This window comes from Pseudomonas akapageensis (assembly GCF_011355085.1).
Taxonomy (GTDB): domain Bacteria; phylum Pseudomonadota; class Gammaproteobacteria; order Pseudomonadales; family Pseudomonadaceae; genus Aquipseudomonas; species Aquipseudomonas akapageensis.
In genome coordinates, this window is the sequence record NZ_VXCP01000010.1 from 200283 (window position 1) to 216704 (window position 16422).

At 59.4% G+C, this 16422-nt stretch carries 20 protein-coding genes; 8 read left to right on the forward strand and 12 right to left on the reverse strand.

Annotated elements, in window-relative coordinates; genetic code table 11:
• Window positions 1–310 precede the first annotated feature (310 nt).
• The gene (rimO, locus tag F2S13_RS08015) at window positions 311–1648 is read left to right on the forward strand and encodes a 30S ribosomal protein S12 methylthiotransferase RimO (protein WP_166359934.1); all 1338 of its coding nucleotides are present in this window, start codon (window positions 311–313) and stop codon (window positions 1646–1648) included.
• A 96-nt stretch (window positions 1649–1744) separates the two neighbouring features.
• Here rimO and sorB read toward each other — a convergent pair whose 3' ends face one another.
• The 3 genes from sorB to F2S13_RS08030 form a co-directional block, all read right to left on the reverse strand.
• Window positions 1745–2392, reverse strand: a complete 648-nt coding sequence (gene sorB / locus F2S13_RS08020) for a SorB family sulfite dehydrogenase c-type cytochrome subunit (protein ID WP_166359935.1) — start codon at window positions 2390–2392, stop codon at window positions 1745–1747.
• A 10-nt stretch (window positions 2393–2402) separates the two neighbouring features.
• Window positions 2403–3644 carry a SorA family sulfite dehydrogenase catalytic subunit gene (sorA, locus tag F2S13_RS08025; protein ID WP_166359936.1) on the reverse strand — a complete coding sequence of 414 codons (1242 nt, stop codon included), beginning with the start codon at window positions 3642–3644 and terminating at the stop codon, window positions 2403–2405.
• 196 nt (window positions 3645–3840) lie between these two features.
• Window positions 3841–4107 carry a DUF6124 family protein gene (locus tag F2S13_RS08030; RefSeq protein WP_281354541.1) on the reverse strand — a complete coding sequence of 89 codons (267 nt, stop codon included), beginning with the start codon at window positions 4105–4107 and terminating at the stop codon, window positions 3841–3843.
• A gap of 501 nt (window positions 4108–4608) precedes the next feature.
• Here F2S13_RS08030 and F2S13_RS08035 point away from each other — a divergent pair.
• The 4 genes from F2S13_RS08035 to tsaA all read left to right on the forward strand — a co-directional run bounded on the left by F2S13_RS08035 (window position 4609) and on the right by tsaA (window position 7168).
• Window positions 4609–5079, forward strand: coding sequence for a GNAT family N-acetyltransferase (locus F2S13_RS08035; protein ID WP_166359938.1), 471 nt, complete (start codon window positions 4609–4611; stop codon window positions 5077–5079).
• Between the two features lie 143 nt (window positions 5080–5222).
• A complete protein-coding gene (locus F2S13_RS08040) occupies window positions 5223–5933 on the forward strand; it encodes an rRNA pseudouridine synthase (RefSeq protein ID WP_166359939.1) in 711 nt (236 codons plus the stop codon).
• 68 nt (window positions 5934–6001) lie between these two features.
• A complete protein-coding gene (locus F2S13_RS08045; RefSeq protein WP_166359940.1) occupies window positions 6002–6463 on the forward strand; it encodes a YehS family protein in 462 nt (153 codons plus the stop codon).
• Window positions 6464–6469: 6 nt separating this feature from the next.
• Entirely contained in the window at window positions 6470–7168 is a 699-nt protein-coding gene (tsaA, locus tag F2S13_RS08050) for a tRNA (N6-threonylcarbamoyladenosine(37)-N6)-methyltransferase TrmO (RefSeq protein ID WP_166359941.1), read from the forward strand.
• Between the two features lie 52 nt (window positions 7169–7220).
• Here tsaA and fpr read toward each other — a convergent pair whose 3' ends face one another.
• Window positions 7221–8000, reverse strand: coding sequence for a ferredoxin-NADP reductase (gene fpr, locus F2S13_RS08055; protein WP_003443014.1), 780 nt, complete (start codon window positions 7998–8000; stop codon window positions 7221–7223).
• A 120-nt stretch (window positions 8001–8120) separates the two neighbouring features.
• Between fpr and F2S13_RS08060 the strand changes: the two genes are divergently transcribed.
• Window positions 8121–9047, forward strand: a complete 927-nt coding sequence (locus F2S13_RS08060; RefSeq protein ID WP_166359942.1) for a LysR family transcriptional regulator — start codon at window positions 8121–8123, stop codon at window positions 9045–9047.
• Here F2S13_RS08060 and F2S13_RS08065 read toward each other — a convergent pair.
• The 3 genes from F2S13_RS08065 to F2S13_RS08075 form a co-directional block, all read right to left on the reverse strand.
• Entirely contained in the window at window positions 9044–9406 is a 363-nt protein-coding gene (locus F2S13_RS08065; protein ID WP_166359943.1) for a diacylglycerol kinase, read from the reverse strand. The two genes, F2S13_RS08060 and F2S13_RS08065, sit on opposite strands and share 4 nt — an antisense overlap.
• Before the next feature lie 76 nt (window positions 9407–9482).
• The gene (erdR, locus tag F2S13_RS08070; RefSeq protein ID WP_166359944.1) at window positions 9483–10133 is read right to left on the reverse strand and encodes a response regulator transcription factor ErdR; all 651 of its coding nucleotides are present in this window, start codon (window positions 10131–10133) and stop codon (window positions 9483–9485) included.
• A gap of 217 nt (window positions 10134–10350) precedes the next feature.
• Entirely contained in the window at window positions 10351–11061 is a 711-nt protein-coding gene (locus tag F2S13_RS08075) for a tRNA-uridine aminocarboxypropyltransferase (protein WP_166359945.1), read from the reverse strand.
• A gap of 261 nt (window positions 11062–11322) precedes the next feature.
• Here F2S13_RS08075 and F2S13_RS08080 point away from each other — a divergent pair, with 261 nt between their 5' ends.
• Window positions 11323–11742 carry a quorum-sensing-regulated virulence factor family protein gene (locus tag F2S13_RS08080; RefSeq protein ID WP_166359946.1) on the forward strand — a complete coding sequence of 140 codons (420 nt, stop codon included), beginning with the start codon at window positions 11323–11325 and terminating at the stop codon, window positions 11740–11742.
• Here the strand turns inward: F2S13_RS08080 and F2S13_RS08085 are convergent, their stop codons facing one another.
• Entirely contained in the window at window positions 11743–11943 is a 201-nt protein-coding gene (locus tag F2S13_RS08085) for a hypothetical protein (protein WP_166359947.1), read from the reverse strand.
• Window positions 11944–12221: 278 nt separating this feature from the next.
• Here F2S13_RS08085 and F2S13_RS08090 point away from each other — a divergent pair, with 278 nt between their 5' ends.
• A complete protein-coding gene (locus F2S13_RS08090) occupies window positions 12222–13349 on the forward strand; it encodes an LOG family protein (RefSeq protein ID WP_166359948.1) in 1128 nt (375 codons plus the stop codon).
• A 58-nt stretch (window positions 13350–13407) separates the two neighbouring features.
• Here the strand turns inward: F2S13_RS08090 and recX are convergent, their stop codons facing one another.
• The 4 genes from recX to F2S13_RS08110 all read right to left on the reverse strand — a co-directional run bounded on the left by recX (window position 13408) and on the right by F2S13_RS08110 (window position 16288).
• On the reverse strand, window positions 13408–13875 hold the full coding sequence (gene recX / locus F2S13_RS08095; RefSeq protein ID WP_166359949.1) for a recombination regulator RecX: 468 nt from the start codon (window positions 13873–13875) through the stop codon (window positions 13408–13410).
• Window positions 13876–13884: 9 nt separating this feature from the next.
• Window positions 13885–14949 (reverse strand): recombinase RecA, encoded by a 1065-nt coding sequence (gene recA, locus F2S13_RS08100; protein WP_166359950.1) that lies wholly within the window; start codon window positions 14947–14949, stop codon window positions 13885–13887.
• A gap of 85 nt (window positions 14950–15034) precedes the next feature.
• The gene (locus tag F2S13_RS08105) at window positions 15035–15535 is read right to left on the reverse strand and encodes a CinA family protein (RefSeq protein ID WP_166359951.1); all 501 of its coding nucleotides are present in this window, start codon (window positions 15533–15535) and stop codon (window positions 15035–15037) included.
• Window positions 15536–15598: 63 nt separating this feature from the next.
• Complete coding sequence (locus F2S13_RS08110; RefSeq protein ID WP_166359952.1) at window positions 15599–16288, reverse strand: GntR family transcriptional regulator; 690 nt, start codon at window positions 16286–16288, stop codon at window positions 15599–15601.
• Window positions 16289–16422 lie beyond the last annotated feature (134 nt).

Genomic DNA, 16422 nt, shown 5'->3' on the forward strand with positions numbered 1-16422 from the left:
GTACAGTACCCGCCTGACTACTTGCCTGGACCATCAACCACTCCTGAAACCAAGACTTGGGCGCCTGTAAAATCGACGAAAGGACAGACCTTTGTCACTTCTGGCCCCTACTCATTGTCAACCGACGAAACATTACGTGGTGTAACGCCGCGAAGCATAGCGCAGCACTCGTCGTATTTCCCTGCATAAAGCTGGTCAAGTGCGTTGTACGCCGCTAGAATTGCGCACTTTTTGATCAGAGGCGCTGCAAGCGCACAACAGGACAGTGGCGCATCCTGGCGACACTGGCCTAATTACACCGAGGTTTGCCATGTCCACCACACCTACGCCGTCTGTTCCAAAGGTTGGCTTCGTCTCCCTGGGTTGCCCAAAGGCCCTGGTCGATTCCGAGCGCATCCTGACCCAACTGCGCATGGAAGGCTATGAAGTCGTGTCCACCTACCAGGACGCCGATGTCGTGGTGGTCAATACCTGCGGTTTTATCGACACCGCCAAGGCCGAATCCCTGGAAGTGATCGGCGAAGCCATTGCCGAAAACGGCAAGGTGATCGTTACCGGTTGCATGGGCGTCGAAGAAAGCGCCATCCGTAATGTGCACCCGAGCGTGCTGGCTGTCACCGGCCCGCAGCAATACGAGCAGGTGGTCAACGCCGTGCACGAAGTGGTACCGCCGAAACTCGATCATAACCCGCTGATCGACCTGGTACCGCCACAAGGCATCAAGCTGACCCCGCGCCACTACGCGTACCTGAAAATCTCCGAAGGCTGCAACCACAGCTGCAGCTTCTGCATTATCCCGTCCATGCGCGGCAAGCTGGTCAGCCGTCCGGTCGGCGACGTCCTGAGCGAGGCCGAGCGCCTGGTCAAGGCCGGCGTCAAAGAGATCCTGGTCATCTCCCAGGACACCAGCGCCTACGGTGTGGACGTCAAGTACAAGACCGACTTCTGGAACGGCCAGCCGGTGAAAACCCGCATGCTGGAACTGTGCGAAGCGCTCAGCACCCTCGGTGTCTGGGTCCGCCTGCACTACGTCTACCCGTACCCGAACGTCGACGATGTGATCCCGTTGATGGCCGCCGGGAAAATCCTGCCGTACCTGGATATCCCCTTCCAGCACGCCAGCCCGAAAGTCCTCAAGGCCATGAAACGCCCGGCCTTCGAAGACAAGACCCTGGCGCGGATCAAGAAGTGGCGCGAACAGTGCCCGGACCTGATCATCCGCTCGACCTTCATCGTCGGCTTCCCGGGTGAAACCGAGGAAGACTTCCAGTACCTGCTCGACTGGCTGACCGAGGCTCAACTCGATCGCGTCGGCTGCTTCCAGTACTCGCCGGTCGAAGGCGCTCCAGCCAACGACCTGGACGCTGAAGTGGTGCCGGACGAGGTCAAGCAGGACCGTTGGGACCGTTTCATGGCTCACCAGCAGCAGATCAGCGCCGCGCGCCTGCAGCTGAAGATCGGCAAGGAAATCGAAGTCCTGATCGACGAAGTCGACGAACAGGGCGCGGTCGGCCGTTGCTTCTTCGATGCCCCGGAAATCGACGGCAACGTCTACATCGAGAGCGACAAGGACCTCAAGCCAGGCGATAAAGTCTGGTGCCGCGTGACCGACGCCGACGAGTACGACCTCTGGGCCGAAACGCTCTGATTCGCGCTTGAAAAAAAGCCCCGCCCGAAACGGCGGGGCTTTTTTTTGCCCGTTCTCGTTCCCCGCGTGGGAACGAGGTCGGTCACACATGCGCGCTCACGGGTGCAGTACGAACGTCGCCAGGGTTTTCAGATCGTCCGGACTCAACTGCGCGAAAGGCGGCATCGGGACATTCCCCCATTTGCCGGTACCACCGTTCTGAATGCTGGATGTCACCTTGGCCAGTGCCTGCGGGTCATTGGCATACTTGGCCGCCACATCGCGGTAGGCCGGACCTACGACCTTGTGATCGATCGCATGGCAAGACAGGCAAGCGTTGTTCTGGAGCAAGGCCATGGCGTCGACTTTTGCTACAGGCGCCGCAGGGGCCTGACCCACCGGCGGGTTCGAGGCGGCCTGCACATCGGCATCGGTCGCATGGGCACTGCCGTAGGTAACCGCAAGGTAGGCGCCGATGACATTTACATCCTGATCGCTGATCGGCGCACCATAGACGTGCTGCATCTTGCTGGCTTCACCGGTCCACTGCGCCAGGCTCATGCCGGGAGGCTGGAAGTTGATGTAGTCGGCAGAATGGCAGGTGGAACACTTCTGCTGAGCCAATGGGTATCCGGGCAGCGTACTGGGTTTCAGTACAGCCGTTTCGGGCGGCAACGTGATCGAGAGCGGCGCTGCACCAGCCATCGCAGCGAAACAGACCTGAGCCGTGAACAGCAAGGTTGTCATGGGTTTCATGATTTTCATGCAAGGCTCCTCAAGCAACGGTCACGTGGCTGGTTTCCACGACGTGGCGGCGGTAGCCACTGGGGTTCCAGTCGGCTCGCAGCGGTTGTGTCTCGCCCGCACGGTTGCTGGCGCGCACCATCAATTGTGTGGCGCCCTTGCTGGTAAAGGTGATCGGCAGCGTCCACTCGCGGAAGGAAAAGCGGCCCAGATCCTCCCCCAACCTGGCTTCGAGCCAACTTTGTCCGCCGTCGATCGATACTTCCACCTTGTTGACCCCGATGCCGCCGTCGAACGCAATGCCCTTGAGCTCAACGCGCTTTTCAAGCGGCAACACATCGCCATGTTTGACGTTGGTGATGAAGCTGCGCACTGCCAACTTGGAAATCGGCAGCGTTTGCGCCGCCGTGGTACCAGGGGCGATGCAGAAACAATCGTTGTCCGGCAGGCGGTAGCCTTTGGCCATGAAGAAACCATCGTAGGTGTGATCGATGACTTCAATCTCGCTCAGATGCTTGACCCAGTACGTTCCGAAATAGCCTGGTACCACCAGACGAATCGGATAACCGTTGAGAAATGGCAGATCCGTACCGTTCATCGACCAGGCGATCATGGGCTCGCCGTCCATGGCATGGCTGATGTCCAGGGCTTTGATGAACTCCGGCGTGCTCGGCAACACTGGCTTGTCGAGCCCACGGAATGTCACTTGCCTGGCACCGGCTTGCACACCGGCCTTTTCCAACACCGCCTTGAGTGGCACCCCCACCCAGCGGGCATTACCCATCGATCCATTGCCCAACTGAGCACCGAACACGCGCGGCATAAAGAAGCCACGGCTGTTGCCCGAACACTGATTGACGGCCACCACTTCCACCGGTTCGGCCAGGGCCTTGAGTTCTGCGAGGGAAAGCGACAGCGGCGCATTGACCATGCCCTTGACCGTCAGACGATAACTGTCGGGATCGATGCTGGTAGGGAAATTGGCGAGGTGGTAACGCACGAAAAAGGCGTCATTGGGCGTGATGGGCCCTTCATTGAAGACCGGGAAAGGCGTCTCCAGGTGCGGCGGGCGGGTGGTCACCAGGGTCAACGGTCGTTTTTGCGGGTATGTCACCAACGGCCGTGGGCCGGCGGCAAAGGTCACTTCTTCGGGTGATTCGTCGGCTGCCTTGGCGAGGTTCGCCAATGGAGAGGCCGCCACCGCCAGGGCCAAGGCATCACGTAGAACCCGCCGGCGGCTCGGCTTGCTGTCATCCAAAAGACTGAACTTCATTCTGCTCTCCCCTTAATTATTTTATTGAGATGCATGTTCGATTTCGATGAGCAAGCCAGTATCGTCACGTGCAAGGCAGCTGCTTCACATTGCACGTCAATGACTTTGCATTTCATGACAGCACTTGCCTGAGAGCGCGACGCGGAGCGTCTGGGGAGGCATTCCCACGCTGAGCGTGGGAACGAGGGTACGAGAGCTAGCGCTGGACTGGCTGGTCCAGAATCGCGCCGAGCAACGCCTGCGCCGCATCGAGCTGTTGGATCAGCCCAAGCACCAGCGATTTGTCATTGAGGTGCAGGTGATCGACCACATCCCAGGCTGTGGCCTCGGCGTATTCGATCAGGGTGGTGGCATGGACCAGCGCGTTTTCGGCCGGGATGCCGCCGCGCACGATGAACATGGGCTGGCCGTTGCTGTCGACGGTGCCGAAGGGTTTTTCGGTGGTGAAAAGCGAGGGTGGCAGCTATACGCGGGTTCGCAGACCGGAGGAGCTCAAACCGGCGCACCCGAAGGTGCCCCGCGCACAGCCGCCATAACACAAGATTACAGGCAGGAAAAAACGCCGAACCTCGGGAATGAACGTTGTTGAGCTTCAGGGCTGCGAAACCCGGCCGTTGAATTGGCAACGACAGGGCAACACTAACCACCCGAAAACACAGGCGCAACAGCGTTAAAGGCGGGTTGATTATGCTTGGGAAATGTCGTTCAAGAAATAAGGAATTTGCCTACAGGTAGACCGCTATCGCTGGCAAGCCAGCTCCCACAGGGGATCCGAGTGGGCTCACATATTTGTGAGCAACCTCGGATCCTGTGGGAGCTGGCTTGTCAGCGATTTGGCCGCAACGCGGCCCCATGTGACCCGGTTTCACCGCCAAGCTGCAATGAACCTTTTTTTTGCAACTATCTTTTACCTTGGCGGCCACTGAACGATAGTGAGCGGCTCACGCACAAGGAGGCCGGTTGCATGCGTACTCATTCAGCTGTTCTGACGCCGAGGCAGAGTGACTATCCCGAATTGACCCGGGTCTGGGAGGCTTCGGTGCGGGCCACCCATGGTTTTCTCCCGGACAGCTACATCACCCTGCTCAGGGACCTGGTGCAGAACCAGTACCTGGACGCGGTCATGCTGATCTGCTGCAAGGACGCGCACCAGCGCATCACCGGATTTGCCGGGGTGGCGGCAGGCAAGGTCGAAATGCTCTTCATCGATCCGCAGTACCGGGGCCAGGGCATTGGCAAAAAGTTGCTGCGCTATGCCATAGAACACCTGAATGCCGATGAGCTGGACGTCAACGAGCAGAACGACCAGGCGGTGGGTTTCTATTTCAAGCAAGGTTTCGAAGTGATCGGACGTTCCGAGCATGACGGCATGGGGCAGCCCTACCCGCTGCTGCACCTGCGTTTGAGACGAGCCCAATCCGCTCAACTCGGCTGACAGACTCATCCTCGGAACAGGCAGGCCTGTTCCGAAATTCCACACAATACCCATTCAGCCCGGCTTTTCACCGAATGTTGCCGGGATAAACCGGCTTCAGGCGGTTACAATGGCGCTCTCCCTGGTTAGCAACGGCTTTTCCCATGTCTGAACCCATTCGTCTCTCAAAACGCCTTATCGAGCTGGTCGGCTGCTCCCGCCGGGAGGCCGAGCTGTTCATCGAGGGCGGCTGGGTCTCGGTTGATGGTGAAATCGTCGACGAACCCCAGTTCAAGGTCAGCACCCAGAAAGTCGAGCTCGACCCTGACGCGAAAGCCACGGCGCCTGAACCGGTCACCCTGCTGCTCAACCAGCCGGCCGACCTGAACAGCGAGAACGCCCTGGCAACGATGACGCCGGCGACCCTGTCCGAAGAGCACCGCTACGGCAAGCGCCCGCTCAAGGGGCATTTCCTCCGGTTGGCCTGCGCCGCCGAACTGCAACAGGGTGCCAGCGGCCTGCAGGTGTTCAGCCAGGATTGGCGGATCATCCGCAAGCTCACCGACGATATCGCCAAGCTCGAACAGGAGTATGTGGTCGAAGTCAGCGGCGAGATGGCCGAACATGGCTTGAATCGACTCAACCACGGCGTCAAGTGGAAAGGTCGCGAACTGCCTGCGGTCAAGGCCAGCTGGCAGAACGAAACGCGCCTGCGCTTCGCCATGAAGAATCCCCAACCCGGCCTGCTGACCCAGCTGTGCGCCAGCGTCGGCCTGACCGTGGTGTCGATGCGTCGTATCCGCGTCGGCGGCGTTTCGATCGGCAAGGTTGCAGCGGGTCAGTGGCGCTACCTGTCGGGCAAGGAAAAGTTCTAGGCCGTCTCGCCCTCCCCCCAATTTACAGCGCCGCTCCATTGCGGCGCTCATCGACCAGGATGTTCACCATGATTCACAACGATGTTCTGCGCAGCGTGCGCTACATGCTCGATATCAGCGATGCCAAAGTCGTCGAGATCATCAAGCTCGGCGGCCTGGAAGTCAGCAAGGCCGACGTCGCCAACTATTTGAAGAAAGATGAAGAAGAAGGCTTCGTGCATTGCCCGGACGAGGTCATGGCGCATTTTCTCGATGGTCTGGTGATCTTCAAGCGTGGCAAGGACGAAAGCCGCCCGCCGCTGCCGATCGAACTGCCGGTCACCAATAACATCATCCTGAAAAAGCTGCGCGTGGCTTTCGAGCTCAAGGAAGACGACATGCACGCTGTCCTCAAGGCCGCCGACTTCCCGGTTTCCAAGCCTGAATTGAGCGCGTTGTTCCGCAAGTTCGGCCACAACAACTACCGCCCCTGTGGCGACCAGCTGCTGCGCAACTTCCTCAAAGGCCTGACCCTGCGAGTGCGCGGCTGAACGGACATGAGCTATAGCGTCTCGCCAATCGGCTTCGTCCGCTCCTGCTTCAAGGAGAAATTCGCCATTCCACGCCAGCCCCAACTGGCGCCGGCAGCGCGCGGCATTCTCGAGCTGGTGGCTCCGTTCGACCAGGGCGATGCGGTGCAAGGGCTGGAGCAGGTCAGCCATGTCTGGCTGTTGTTCCTGTTCCACCAGGCGCTGGAGGAAAAACCCCGGCTCAAGGTGCGTCCGCCAAGGCTCGGTGGCAACAAGTCCATGGGCGTTTTCGCCACCCGGGCCACGCACCGGCCCAATGGCATTGGCCAATCGGTGGTGAAACTGGAGAAAGTCGAAGCGGGCCGGCTGCTGCTCTCGGGCATCGATTTGCTCGACGGCACGCCGGTCCTGGACATCAAACCCTACGTCCCCTATGCCGACCGGGTCGATGACGCCCGCAACGACATCGCCAACGCCGCACCACGGCTGATTGCCGTGCAGTGGAGTGATGCGGCGCAGGTGCAGGCTTACGAGCATGCCACGCGCCTTGCAGAGCCATTGGTGCAACTGATCGAGCAATGCCTGGCGCAGGACCCACGACCGGCCTACCAGACCCCGTCGCCCGAACGCCACTACGGCGCGCAGTTCTGGGACGTGGACGTACGCTGGCATTACCCGCAGCCGGACGTGATCAGGGTATTGGAAGTGATAGCCGCCAACCGCTGAAATTGCAGGCAAAAAAAACCGCCCCTCAGGGCGGTTTTTTTATGGCGTCGGTTTACTTCTCTACGAACGCACGCTCGATCAGGTAGTCACCCGGCTCACGCATGCGCGGAGAAACCTTCAGGCCGAAGCTGTTGAGTACTTCGCTGGTTTCATCGAGCATGCTCGGGCTACCGCACAGCATGGCGCGGTCGTCCTGCGGATTGATCGGCGGCAGGCCGATATCGCTGAACAACTTGCCGCTGCGCATCAGGTCGGTCAGGCGGCCTTCGTTCTCGAACGGCTCGCGGGTCACGGTCGGGTAGTAGATCAACTTGTCACGCAGCGCCTCGCCGAAGAATTCGTTCTGCGGCAGGTGCTCGGTGATGAACTCGCGGTAGGCGACTTCGTTCACGTAACGCACGCCATGGCACAGGATGACCTTTTCGAAGCGCTCGTAGGTTTCCGGGTCCTGGATGACGCTCATGAACGGCGCGAGGCCCGTACCGGTGCTGAGCAGGTACAGGTGCTTGCCAGGCTTGAGGTCGTCCAGCACCAGGGTACCGGTAGGCTTCTTGCTGATGATGATCTCATCGCCTTCCTTCAGGTGCTGCAACTGCGAAGTCAGGGGACCATCGGGCACCTTGATGCTGAAGAACTCGAGATGTTCTTCCCAGTTCGGGCTGGCGATCGAATAAGCACGCATTAGCGGCCGGCCGTTGGGTTGCTGCAGGCCGATCATCACGAACTGACCGTTCTCGAAGCGCAGACCCGGGTCGCGGGTGCACTTGAAGCTGAACAGGGTGTCATTCCAGTGATGGACACTGAGTACACGTTCGTGGTTCATGTTGCTCATGTACGGGGCTCCTGAAGAAAACGCAGCGCTAAACCTAGAGCGCGATTGCGCTGTAGTTTAGTGGCAGCGACAATATCTGTTAAATGGATTATTAAGATATAGGTAATCGGTTATATAGATATGCGATTTACTTTACGTCAATTACAGGTTTTCGTCGCCGTCGCGCAGCAGGAAAGCGTTTCGCGCGCAGCGAGCATGCTGGCGCTCTCGCAATCGGCAGCCAGCACATCAATCACCGAGCTTGAACGGCAAACGAGCTGTCAACTGTTCGACCGCGCCGGCAAACGCCTGAGCCTCAACGCCCTGGGCCATCAACTGCTGCCCCAGGCGGTGGCCCTGCTCGACCAGGCCAAGGAAATCGAAGACCTGCTCAACGGCAAGTCCGGCTTCGGCTCGCTGGGTGTCGGCGCGACACTGACCATCGGCAACTACCTGGCAACGCTATTGATCGGCGGCTTCATGCAGCTGCATCCGGAAAGCCAGGTCAAACTCCATGTGCAGAACACTTCGAATATTGTGCAACAGGTTGCCCACTACGAAATTGACCTGGGTCTGATCGAAGGCGACTGCAACCACCCCGATCTGGAAGTCCAGCGCTGGGTCGAGGACGAACTGGTGGTGTTCTGTGCCCCGCAACACCCACTGGCCCAGCGTGGATACGCCAACCTCGAGGAGCTGACCCGGGAAGCGTGGATTCTGCGCGAACAAGGATCGGGGACTCGCCTGACCTTCGACCAGGCCATGCGCCATCATCGCGATGCCCTGAACATTCGCCTGGAACTGGAACATACCGAGGCCATCAAGCGGGCGGTCGAGTCAGGCCTTGGCATTGGCTGCATTTCGCGCCTGGCCCTGCGCGACGCGTTTCGGCGTGGCAGCCTGGTGGCCGTGGAAACCCCGGAGCTGGATCTGGTGCGCCAGTTCTATTTGATCTGGCACAAGCAGAAGTACCAGACCTCTGCCATGCGCGAGTTTCTTGAGCTGTGCCGTTCCTTCACTGCCGGAGTGAAACGCAGTGACGAGATCGTCTTGCCGACTGTTGCCTAAAGCAATATCACAGCCCAGATCAGAGCAATCATGGACAGCGCGACGAACTGGGCTGCACTGCCCATGTCCTTGGCGTTTTTCGAGAGCGGATGGCGCTCCAGCGAAATGCGATCGATGGCCGCCTCTACCGCTGAATTGAGCAGCTCCACGATCAAGGCCAGCAAACAGACGGCAATCAGAATGGCACGCTCGACGCGGCTGACGTTCAGCAGAAATGCCACTGGAATCAGCACAGCGTTGAGCAATACCAATTGGCGAAATGCTGCTTCGCCGGTAAACGCGGCGCGCAATCCGTCAAACGAATAGCCTGTGGCATTGAGAACACGTTTTAGGCCGGTCTGGCCTTTGAAAGGAGACATAGATAGGCAACTGCAACCAATGGAAAAATTGAACGCTAGTTCAAAACCAGTCAAAAAAGCGTGAAGGCAAAATGCCTTAAGTACTTGAAATCGATTCTAGTTGTTGCAACAGCAAGGCTGCCTGGGTCCGGGTGCGTACGCCGAGTTTGCGGAAGATTGCTGTCACGTGAGCCTTGATGGTCGCTTCCGACACATTCAACTCATAAGCGATCTGCTTGTTCAGAAGGCCTTCACAGACCATGGTCAAGACGCGGAACTGCTGGGGCGTCAGGCTGGCAAGGCCTTCGCTCGCAGCCTTGGCTTCAGCCGAGACACTCACCGCTTCGAACGCCTGCGGCGGCCACCAGACTTCTCCGTCGAGAACCAGGCGCACGGCTTTCTGGATGACATCCAGGGAGCTGGATTTCGGGATAAAGCCACTGGCACCGAACTCTCGCGACTTCACCACCACCGAGGCTTCTTCCTGCGCCGATACCATCACCACGGGAATCTGCGGGTATTGCCCGCGCAGCAGCACCAGGCCGGAGAAGCCGTAGGCACCGGGCATGTTCAGGTCCAGCATGACCAGGTCCCAGTCGGCCTTTTCGGTCAGGCGGGCTTCCAGTTCGGCAATACTTGCCACTTCAACCAGACGCACATCCGGGCCCAGGCCCAGGGTCACGGCCTGATGCAGCGCACTGCGAAAGAGGGGGTGGTCATCGGCTATCAGGATTTCGTACGTGGCCATCGATCAAATGATCCTGTTCTGTGCAAGCGCTCAAGGAGAGTATGCGCTTGCCGAGGCAACTCAAAGCGTCAACGGCAGCGCCGGACGCCAACAAGGCGAAACTATCGAAGCCCCTGGAAAACCGTGTTCGAGCCTTCTTCGTGCCCGAATCGGCGCCAAGCATGCCGAGCCGACACCCGGTGGTCAAGTTGATCCCATGGCGCAGCCCCTTGCACCGTTACAAAAATGCTTTGAGACGGCTATGCACGTCGTCCTGTTCATCGAGTGGCAACTGGAATTTTGCCCCCAGATAATGAGCGCTGAAAACATCCAGGTACGCGTCCAGTGCCTGGGCGGCCTGTTGATCGTCCGCAAGTTCCAGGCACAAGGCCGCCACTTCTGCTGTACAGAAATGATCGTCGCGCTTGGAGCGGCGCAGCTTGTAGCGTGAGAGTTGCTCCGGCTCAAGGCTCAGCACCGGGAACCGTTCAAGATAGGGGCTCTTGCGAAACATCTTGCGGGCTTCGTTCCAGGTCGCGTCCAGCAGTATGAACAAGGGCCGTTTACCGTCCTCGATGGCGACTTTGGTGACGACACGTTGTGGCTCGACGAACTCACCGGGAAAGACGATATAAGGCTGCCACTGCTCTTGCTCGAGCAACGCCAGCAGTTCTTCGTCGACCGTGGTCCGCGACCAGGCGAAGGCACTGGTATCGCTGATCACGTCAGCGATCAACCAGCCGGTATTGGTAGGTTTGAGCGGCTCGACGTCGTACATGAGCAGGCACATGGCCGAGCGCGCCGCGACTGCAGGCCGCCAGGCACACAGGCAATAGCTGAAAATCACCCGGCAACCCGGGCAACGCGGTGCTCTCGAGCCTCGGGCGGTAAAGGGTCTGATGCTGCGGGCCAGACGCTGGTCGCGCAAACGGGAAACGGCGTGGCTCATGGGTAGACACCACGAGGGCAAGAAAGAATCGACACTGCGCAGACTCGGCGGGGCTTGGCCTGCAAGTTTACCAGAGCGCAGCTCTCAACAGCCGCCTGACGCAGTTTTCAGATAGAACGTACACACCCCGTCCCCTATAATCAGCGACCTGACCGCCAGCCACAGGTGCTGGCCCGTTCAATCCGCTGGCTCGTTTGGCCACGAATGAACGCACCGTCAGGTCGCTGGTCAAATCGCCAGTCACCGAACCAGGAGAGTTTCATGCTGCGCTTTATCGTCCCGTCCATCACCTTGCTGTTAGCTCTGCCTCTGGGCGCACAGGCAGCGTCCAAGAATGACTTCGAACTCAGCAGGATGCTCGACAAGGTTGCCAAGGAAAGCAGTGTCGGCACACCAAGGGCGATCAACGAAGACATTCTCGATCAGGGCTATACCGTCGAAGGCAAGCAGTTGATCGACCATCTGAGCGTGCGCGAGAGCCACGCACAGCAAATGCGCACCAACCCGCAAGCGGTGTACTACCAATTGGGTGCGAGCGTGTGCCGCAATACGGCGTATCGCCAGTTGATGGATAAGGGTGCCGTGATGGTCTATGAGTTCACCGAACACAAGACCAATCGTCCGATCGTGACGCACCGCTTCAAGGCCGCCGATTGCGTGGCGGCCAAGAAGAAAAAGTAATCAATCCACGTGCTCATTGACGCGCCGCTGTTCTTCATCGGCGCGCAGTTCGGCGAGCAAGGCCTGCAGATAGCGTGAAGGCCGCTCGCCGCTCTCAAGACGCCGCAGGCACTCCTGTTCCAGCGTCAGGTGATTGGCTGACGCCGCCCTCTTCAATTGCCGATACAGCTCCGTGTCGAGCTCAAGACTCATACGTTTCATAAGCCCTCCCTGCAGCATGCCACTACTGCTACTGCTGTCATCCCAGTTAACCAGCTTAACGAAAAGCCTGGAACCGGCCTGACGAGCGGTGCACATGCGCCTGGTCGAATGAAAAGCCATTGCCCGTCATAACTTTATGCGCACATGATCAAGTCAGCATAAACAGCTGGCAGGGTCTAGATTTACAGAAACCGACATTCAAATTGACACATGCAGTGTCGCGGCCTTGCCGAATATCTCGACCGGGCCAAAGGTTCTGATGCAGAAGGAGAAGTTGAATGCCTTACGAACCGAATGAGTTCCTGTCCAGCCACTTCAAGAGTAACGGTATCGATCTCACCAGCAAGGTCGAAGAACACCTCAATCTGGTCGCCCCCAACAGCCCGAACCTGCCGCTGTATCGGGATATGGTGCTGACAGTCCTGCGCATGGCCCAGGACGACCGCAACCGCTGGAATGCCAAGATCACCCTGCAGGCACTACGCGAACTCGATCATGCCTTCCGCGTGCTCGAGCAGTACAAGGGCCGCCGTAAAGTCACCGTCTTCGGTTCCGCCAGAACCCCGATCGAACACCCCATGTATGCACTGGCCAGGGAGCTCGGCGCCACCCTGGCGCGCTCGGACCTGATGGTGATTACCGGGGCCGGCGGCGGCATCATGGCAGCCGCCCACGAAGGTGCCGGGCTCGATCACAGCCTGGGTTTCAATATCACGCTTCCGTTCGAGCAACATGCCAATGCCACTGTCGATGGGACCGACAAGCTGTTGCCCTTCCACTTCTTCTTCACCCGCAAGCTGTTCTTCGTCAAGGAGGCCGATGCCCTGGTACTTTGCCCAGGCGGTTTCGGCACGCTGGACGAAGGCCTGGAAGTATTGACGCTGATCCAGACCGGCAAAAGCCCGCTGGTGCCGGTGATACTGCTCGATGCGCCGGGAGGCACTTTCTGGCAAGACGCACTGGATTTCATCCGCAAACAGCTGGAGGGCAACCATTACATCCTGCCCAGCGACATGAAACTGCTGAAGCTGGTCTACAGCGCCGATGAGGCGGTTGCAGAGATCAACCAGTTCTACAGCAACTATCACTCAAGCCGCTGGCTCAAGAATCTGTTCGTGATCCGCATGCATCACTCGCTCAACGAGTCGGCACTGGCGCATCTGCAAGAGGCGTTCAAGGATCTTTGCCTGAGTGGCAACTTCCACCAGCATGCCTACGCCGGCGAAGAACACGACGAACCGCAATTCAGTCACCTGGCCCGCCTGGCCTTCAGCTTCAATGCCCGGGACCAGGGTCGACTGCGCGAATTGGTCGATTACATCAATCTGCAGGAAAACTGGGCCAAGCCATTGGCTCAACCGCTCACGCAACCCGCCCGCTCCCGCGAACCGCTCAAGGTGACCTGAAGCCCGCATCGCAATCGGCCTGACTGTCCACATGACTGGACGGGGCAGGCCAACAGCATCAATCGTCCATGCCCCGGCCGCTCAACAAGCGGCCGATCATTTCCAGTGGGAAACCCCGGTAACTCAGGAAACGCGTTTGTTGCGCACGCTCGCGCTGATCCGTGGGCATATGCCCGGCGAACTTGCGTTGCCAGGTTTCAGTGAGTTGCGCCTGCCAGTCAAAACCGCATTCACGCAGGGCCTGTTCGATATCGCCGCGCTGCAAACCACGCTGCCCCAGCTCCTCGCGAATTCGCATCGGGCCGTAACCCGAACGCGCGCGATAGTTGATGAAGCTTTCCAGGTAACGGGATTCACTCAGAAGCCCCTCGTCCGTCAGCCGGTCGAGCGCTTCGTCGATCAATTCAGGAGGGGCGCCGCGCTGACGCAACTTTCGCGTCAGCTCGACTCGACCGTGCTCGCGGCGCGCGAGCAGGTCCATGGCTGTACGCCGTACGGCGACAGGGGTATCGAGTACGGCGGACATGGGCAGAAATCAGAAGTCGGCGTCGGCGTCGACCAGGTCGTCTTCCGAAGCCACTTCGACTACGGCTGCCTTGTTGGCGTCTGGGCCACCAGTCAGCAGTTTGTCGCGGATCTGCTTCTCGAGGGTCGCGGCGATTTCCGGGTTGTCCTGCAGGAACTTGGCGGAGTTGGCCTTGCCCTGACCGATCTTGCTGCCCTGGTAGCTGTACCAGGCACCGGATTTCTCCAGCAGGCCGTGCTGAACGCCCAGGTCGATGATTTCACCGTTCAGGTAGATGCCCTTGCCGTACAGGATCTGGAACTCGGCCTGACGGAATGGCGGTGCCACCTTGTTCTTGACGATCTTGACGCGGGTTTCGCTACCCACGACCTCATCACCCTCTTTCACCGCGCCAGTGCGACGGATATCCAGACGGACCGAGGCGTAGAACTTCAGCGCGTTACCACCGGTGGTGGTTTCCGGGCTGCCGAACATCACGCCGATCTTCATGCGGATCTGGTTGATGAAGATCACCAGGCAGTTGGCGTTCTTGATGTTACCGGTGATTTTACGCAGTGCCTGGGACATCAGGCGGGCTTGCAGACCTACGTGCATGTCACCCATTTCGCCTTCGATCTCGGCCTTCGGCACGAGTGCGGCAACGGAGTCGACGATGATCACATCCACGGCATTGGAGCGCACCAGCATGTCGGTGATTTCCAGCGCCTGTTCACCGGTGTCCGGCTGGGAAACCAGCAGGTCATCGACGTTCACGCCCAGTTTGCCGGCGTATTCAGGATCAAGTGCGTGCTCGGCGTCGACGAAGGCGCAGGTTGCACCCGACTTCTGGGCCTGGGCGATCACGGACAGGGTCAGCGTGGTTTTACCCGAGGATTCCGGGCCGTAGATCTCGACGATACGACCTTTTGGCAAGCCACCGATGCCCAGCGCGATATCCAGCCCGAGCGAACCGGTGGAAATGGCAGGGATGGCCTGGCGCTCGTGGTCGCCCATGCGCATGACCGCGCCTTTACCGAATTGACGTTCGATCTGACCCAGGGCCGCAGCCAAGGCACGCTTCTTGTTGTCGTCCATTGAAGTCCTCACGTAATCAATAAGGCCTGACGGCCTGAACACCTGTATAAGTAGCCAGTATTATTCCACAGGGTTCGCCCCACGCCTACCCCCGATTCGCGATTTCTCCTGCTGCAAGGTGTAACAGCCCCTCTAGCGCGGCCTTGACCGTTTGTCGGCGGACTTCATCGCGGTCGCCGGGGAAGAACCGGCGCACACTGGTGACCTGCTCGCCGGCAGCGAAAGCCAGCCATACCGTGCCCACCGGTTTTTCCACCGAACCACCGTCGGGCCCGGCGACGCCACTGACGGCCACGGCAAAGCGTGCCCTGGCGTTGACCTGTGCGCCACGCACCATGGCCTCGACCACCTCGCGGCTGACCGCGCCGACCTGCTCGAACAGTTCACCCGGCACCTGCAGCTGCAAGGTCTTCTGAGCATTGGAATAGGTGACGTAACCGGCTTCGAACCAGGCCGAACTGCCGGGGATGCGCGTGATCGCCTCGGCGATGCCGCCGCCGGTGCAGGACTCGGCGGTGGTGACATGGGCATTGAGGGTACGCAGGCGCTCGCCAAGGGTCGCGGCGAGCTGAGTTATCGAGTCCATGCAGAAGCTCCAGAGGCAAATTTACCGTACACGAGCAAAACGCTGTCGCCAGCCGTCAGCCGCTCAAACCTCGATCAAATGCTTGAGCGGGTGATACCCCGCCTTGAGCGTCGCCGCCACATCGAGAATTGCCTTCTCGATGCCATTGAGGTGCAGGCAGGTCAACTCGATGGCAGCCCCCTGGTTACCCGCCTCGATGTACTCGATCAGACGCAAGTGCTCGTTGTCACGGCAGGCATCGTGGCGGCCGTCATCGAAGGCGGCCGCATACAGCGATGCCCGGGAGATCAGCTTGCGGAACCAGTCGAGCAGGATCGGGTTGTTCAGGGTTTCGGCCAGCTTGATATGGAATTCGCCAAGCAGGTGGATCAAGCGCTGGTGGTCGCCATTGCGCGCCGCTTCGTCTTCGAGCAACAGGTGGTCGCGCAAGTCGCGGGTGGCCGCCGAGTCGCGGCGCCGGCACAGCTCGCTGACGATGCCGATCTCGACCAGGCGCCTGGATTCGAACAGCGAGCGGATCTCTTCGTCGCTGGGCAATGACACCCACGCCCCCTTGTTCGGTTCGGTCGACACCAACCCGTCCGCTTCCAGTTGCTTGAGCGCCGCGCGGACCGACGTCCGGCTGACACTGAAAAGTTCTGCCAGCGAGGTCTCGCCCAGTTTCATTCCCGGACGCAGGGTGCGCTTGCTGATCGCCTCGTAGACCCCTTGGTAGACGCGGTCGACTGTGGTTTCCAGTTTTTTATCAGTCATTCAGAACTCCTTGCTTGCAGTGCAACCGGGGCCTGTGGCGCAAAGCAGCCATCGTAAAAGCAGGTTGCACAGCCAGAATAATCCGGGTATTTCTAGATTGCATCCAAAACATGCATACAATAAAAAGAGGAATG

Bases quoted from the DNA above. Each gene is read 5' to 3' on its own strand.
- F2S13_RS08110 (WP_166359952.1), bottom strand. From the start codon at position 16,288: ATGACTGATAAAAAACTGGAAACCACAGTCGACCGCGTCTACCAAGGG.
- recA (WP_166359950.1), bottom strand. From the start codon at position 14,949: ATGGACGACAACAAGAAGCGTGCCTTGGCTGCGGCCCTGGGTCAGATC.
- F2S13_RS08080 (WP_166359946.1), top strand. From the start codon at position 11,323: ATGCTGCGCTTTATCGTCCCGTCCATCACCTTGCTGTTAGCTCTGCCT.
- rimO (WP_166359934.1), top strand. From the start codon at position 311: ATGTCCACCACACCTACGCCGTCTGTTCCAAAGGTTGGCTTCGTCTCC.
- F2S13_RS08065 (WP_166359943.1), bottom strand. From the start codon at position 9,406: ATGTCTCCTTTCAAAGGCCAGACCGGCCTAAAACGTGTTCTCAATGCC.
- F2S13_RS08045 (WP_166359940.1), top strand. From the start codon at position 6,002: ATGATTCACAACGATGTTCTGCGCAGCGTGCGCTACATGCTCGATATC.
- F2S13_RS08060 (WP_166359942.1), top strand. From the start codon at position 8,121: ATGCGATTTACTTTACGTCAATTACAGGTTTTCGTCGCCGTCGCGCAG.
- sorA (WP_166359936.1), bottom strand. From the start codon at position 3,644: ATGAAGTTCAGTCTTTTGGATGACAGCAAGCCGAGCCGCCGGCGGGTT.
- F2S13_RS08085 (WP_166359947.1), bottom strand. From the start codon at position 11,943: ATGAAACGTATGAGTCTTGAGCTCGACACGGAGCTGTATCGGCAATTG.
- recX (WP_166359949.1), bottom strand. From the start codon at position 13,875: ATGTCCGCCGTACTCGATACCCCTGTCGCCGTACGGCGTACAGCCATG.
- F2S13_RS08105 (WP_166359951.1), bottom strand. From the start codon at position 15,535: ATGGACTCGATAACTCAGCTCGCCGCGACCCTTGGCGAGCGCCTGCGT.
- erdR (WP_166359944.1), bottom strand. From the start codon at position 10,133: ATGGCCACGTACGAAATCCTGATAGCCGATGACCACCCCCTCTTTCGC.
- tsaA (WP_166359941.1), top strand. From the start codon at position 6,470: ATGAGCTATAGCGTCTCGCCAATCGGCTTCGTCCGCTCCTGCTTCAAG.
- fpr (WP_003443014.1), bottom strand. From the start codon at position 8,000: ATGAGCAACATGAACCACGAACGTGTACTCAGTGTCCATCACTGGAAT.
- sorB (WP_166359935.1), bottom strand. From the start codon at position 2,392: ATGAAAATCATGAAACCCATGACAACCTTGCTGTTCACGGCTCAGGTC.
- F2S13_RS08035 (WP_166359938.1), top strand. From the start codon at position 4,609: ATGCGTACTCATTCAGCTGTTCTGACGCCGAGGCAGAGTGACTATCCC.
- F2S13_RS08075 (WP_166359945.1), bottom strand. From the start codon at position 11,061: ATGAGCCACGCCGTTTCCCGTTTGCGCGACCAGCGTCTGGCCCGCAGC.
- F2S13_RS08090 (WP_166359948.1), top strand. From the start codon at position 12,222: ATGCCTTACGAACCGAATGAGTTCCTGTCCAGCCACTTCAAGAGTAAC.
- F2S13_RS08040 (WP_166359939.1), top strand. From the start codon at position 5,223: ATGTCTGAACCCATTCGTCTCTCAAAACGCCTTATCGAGCTGGTCGGC.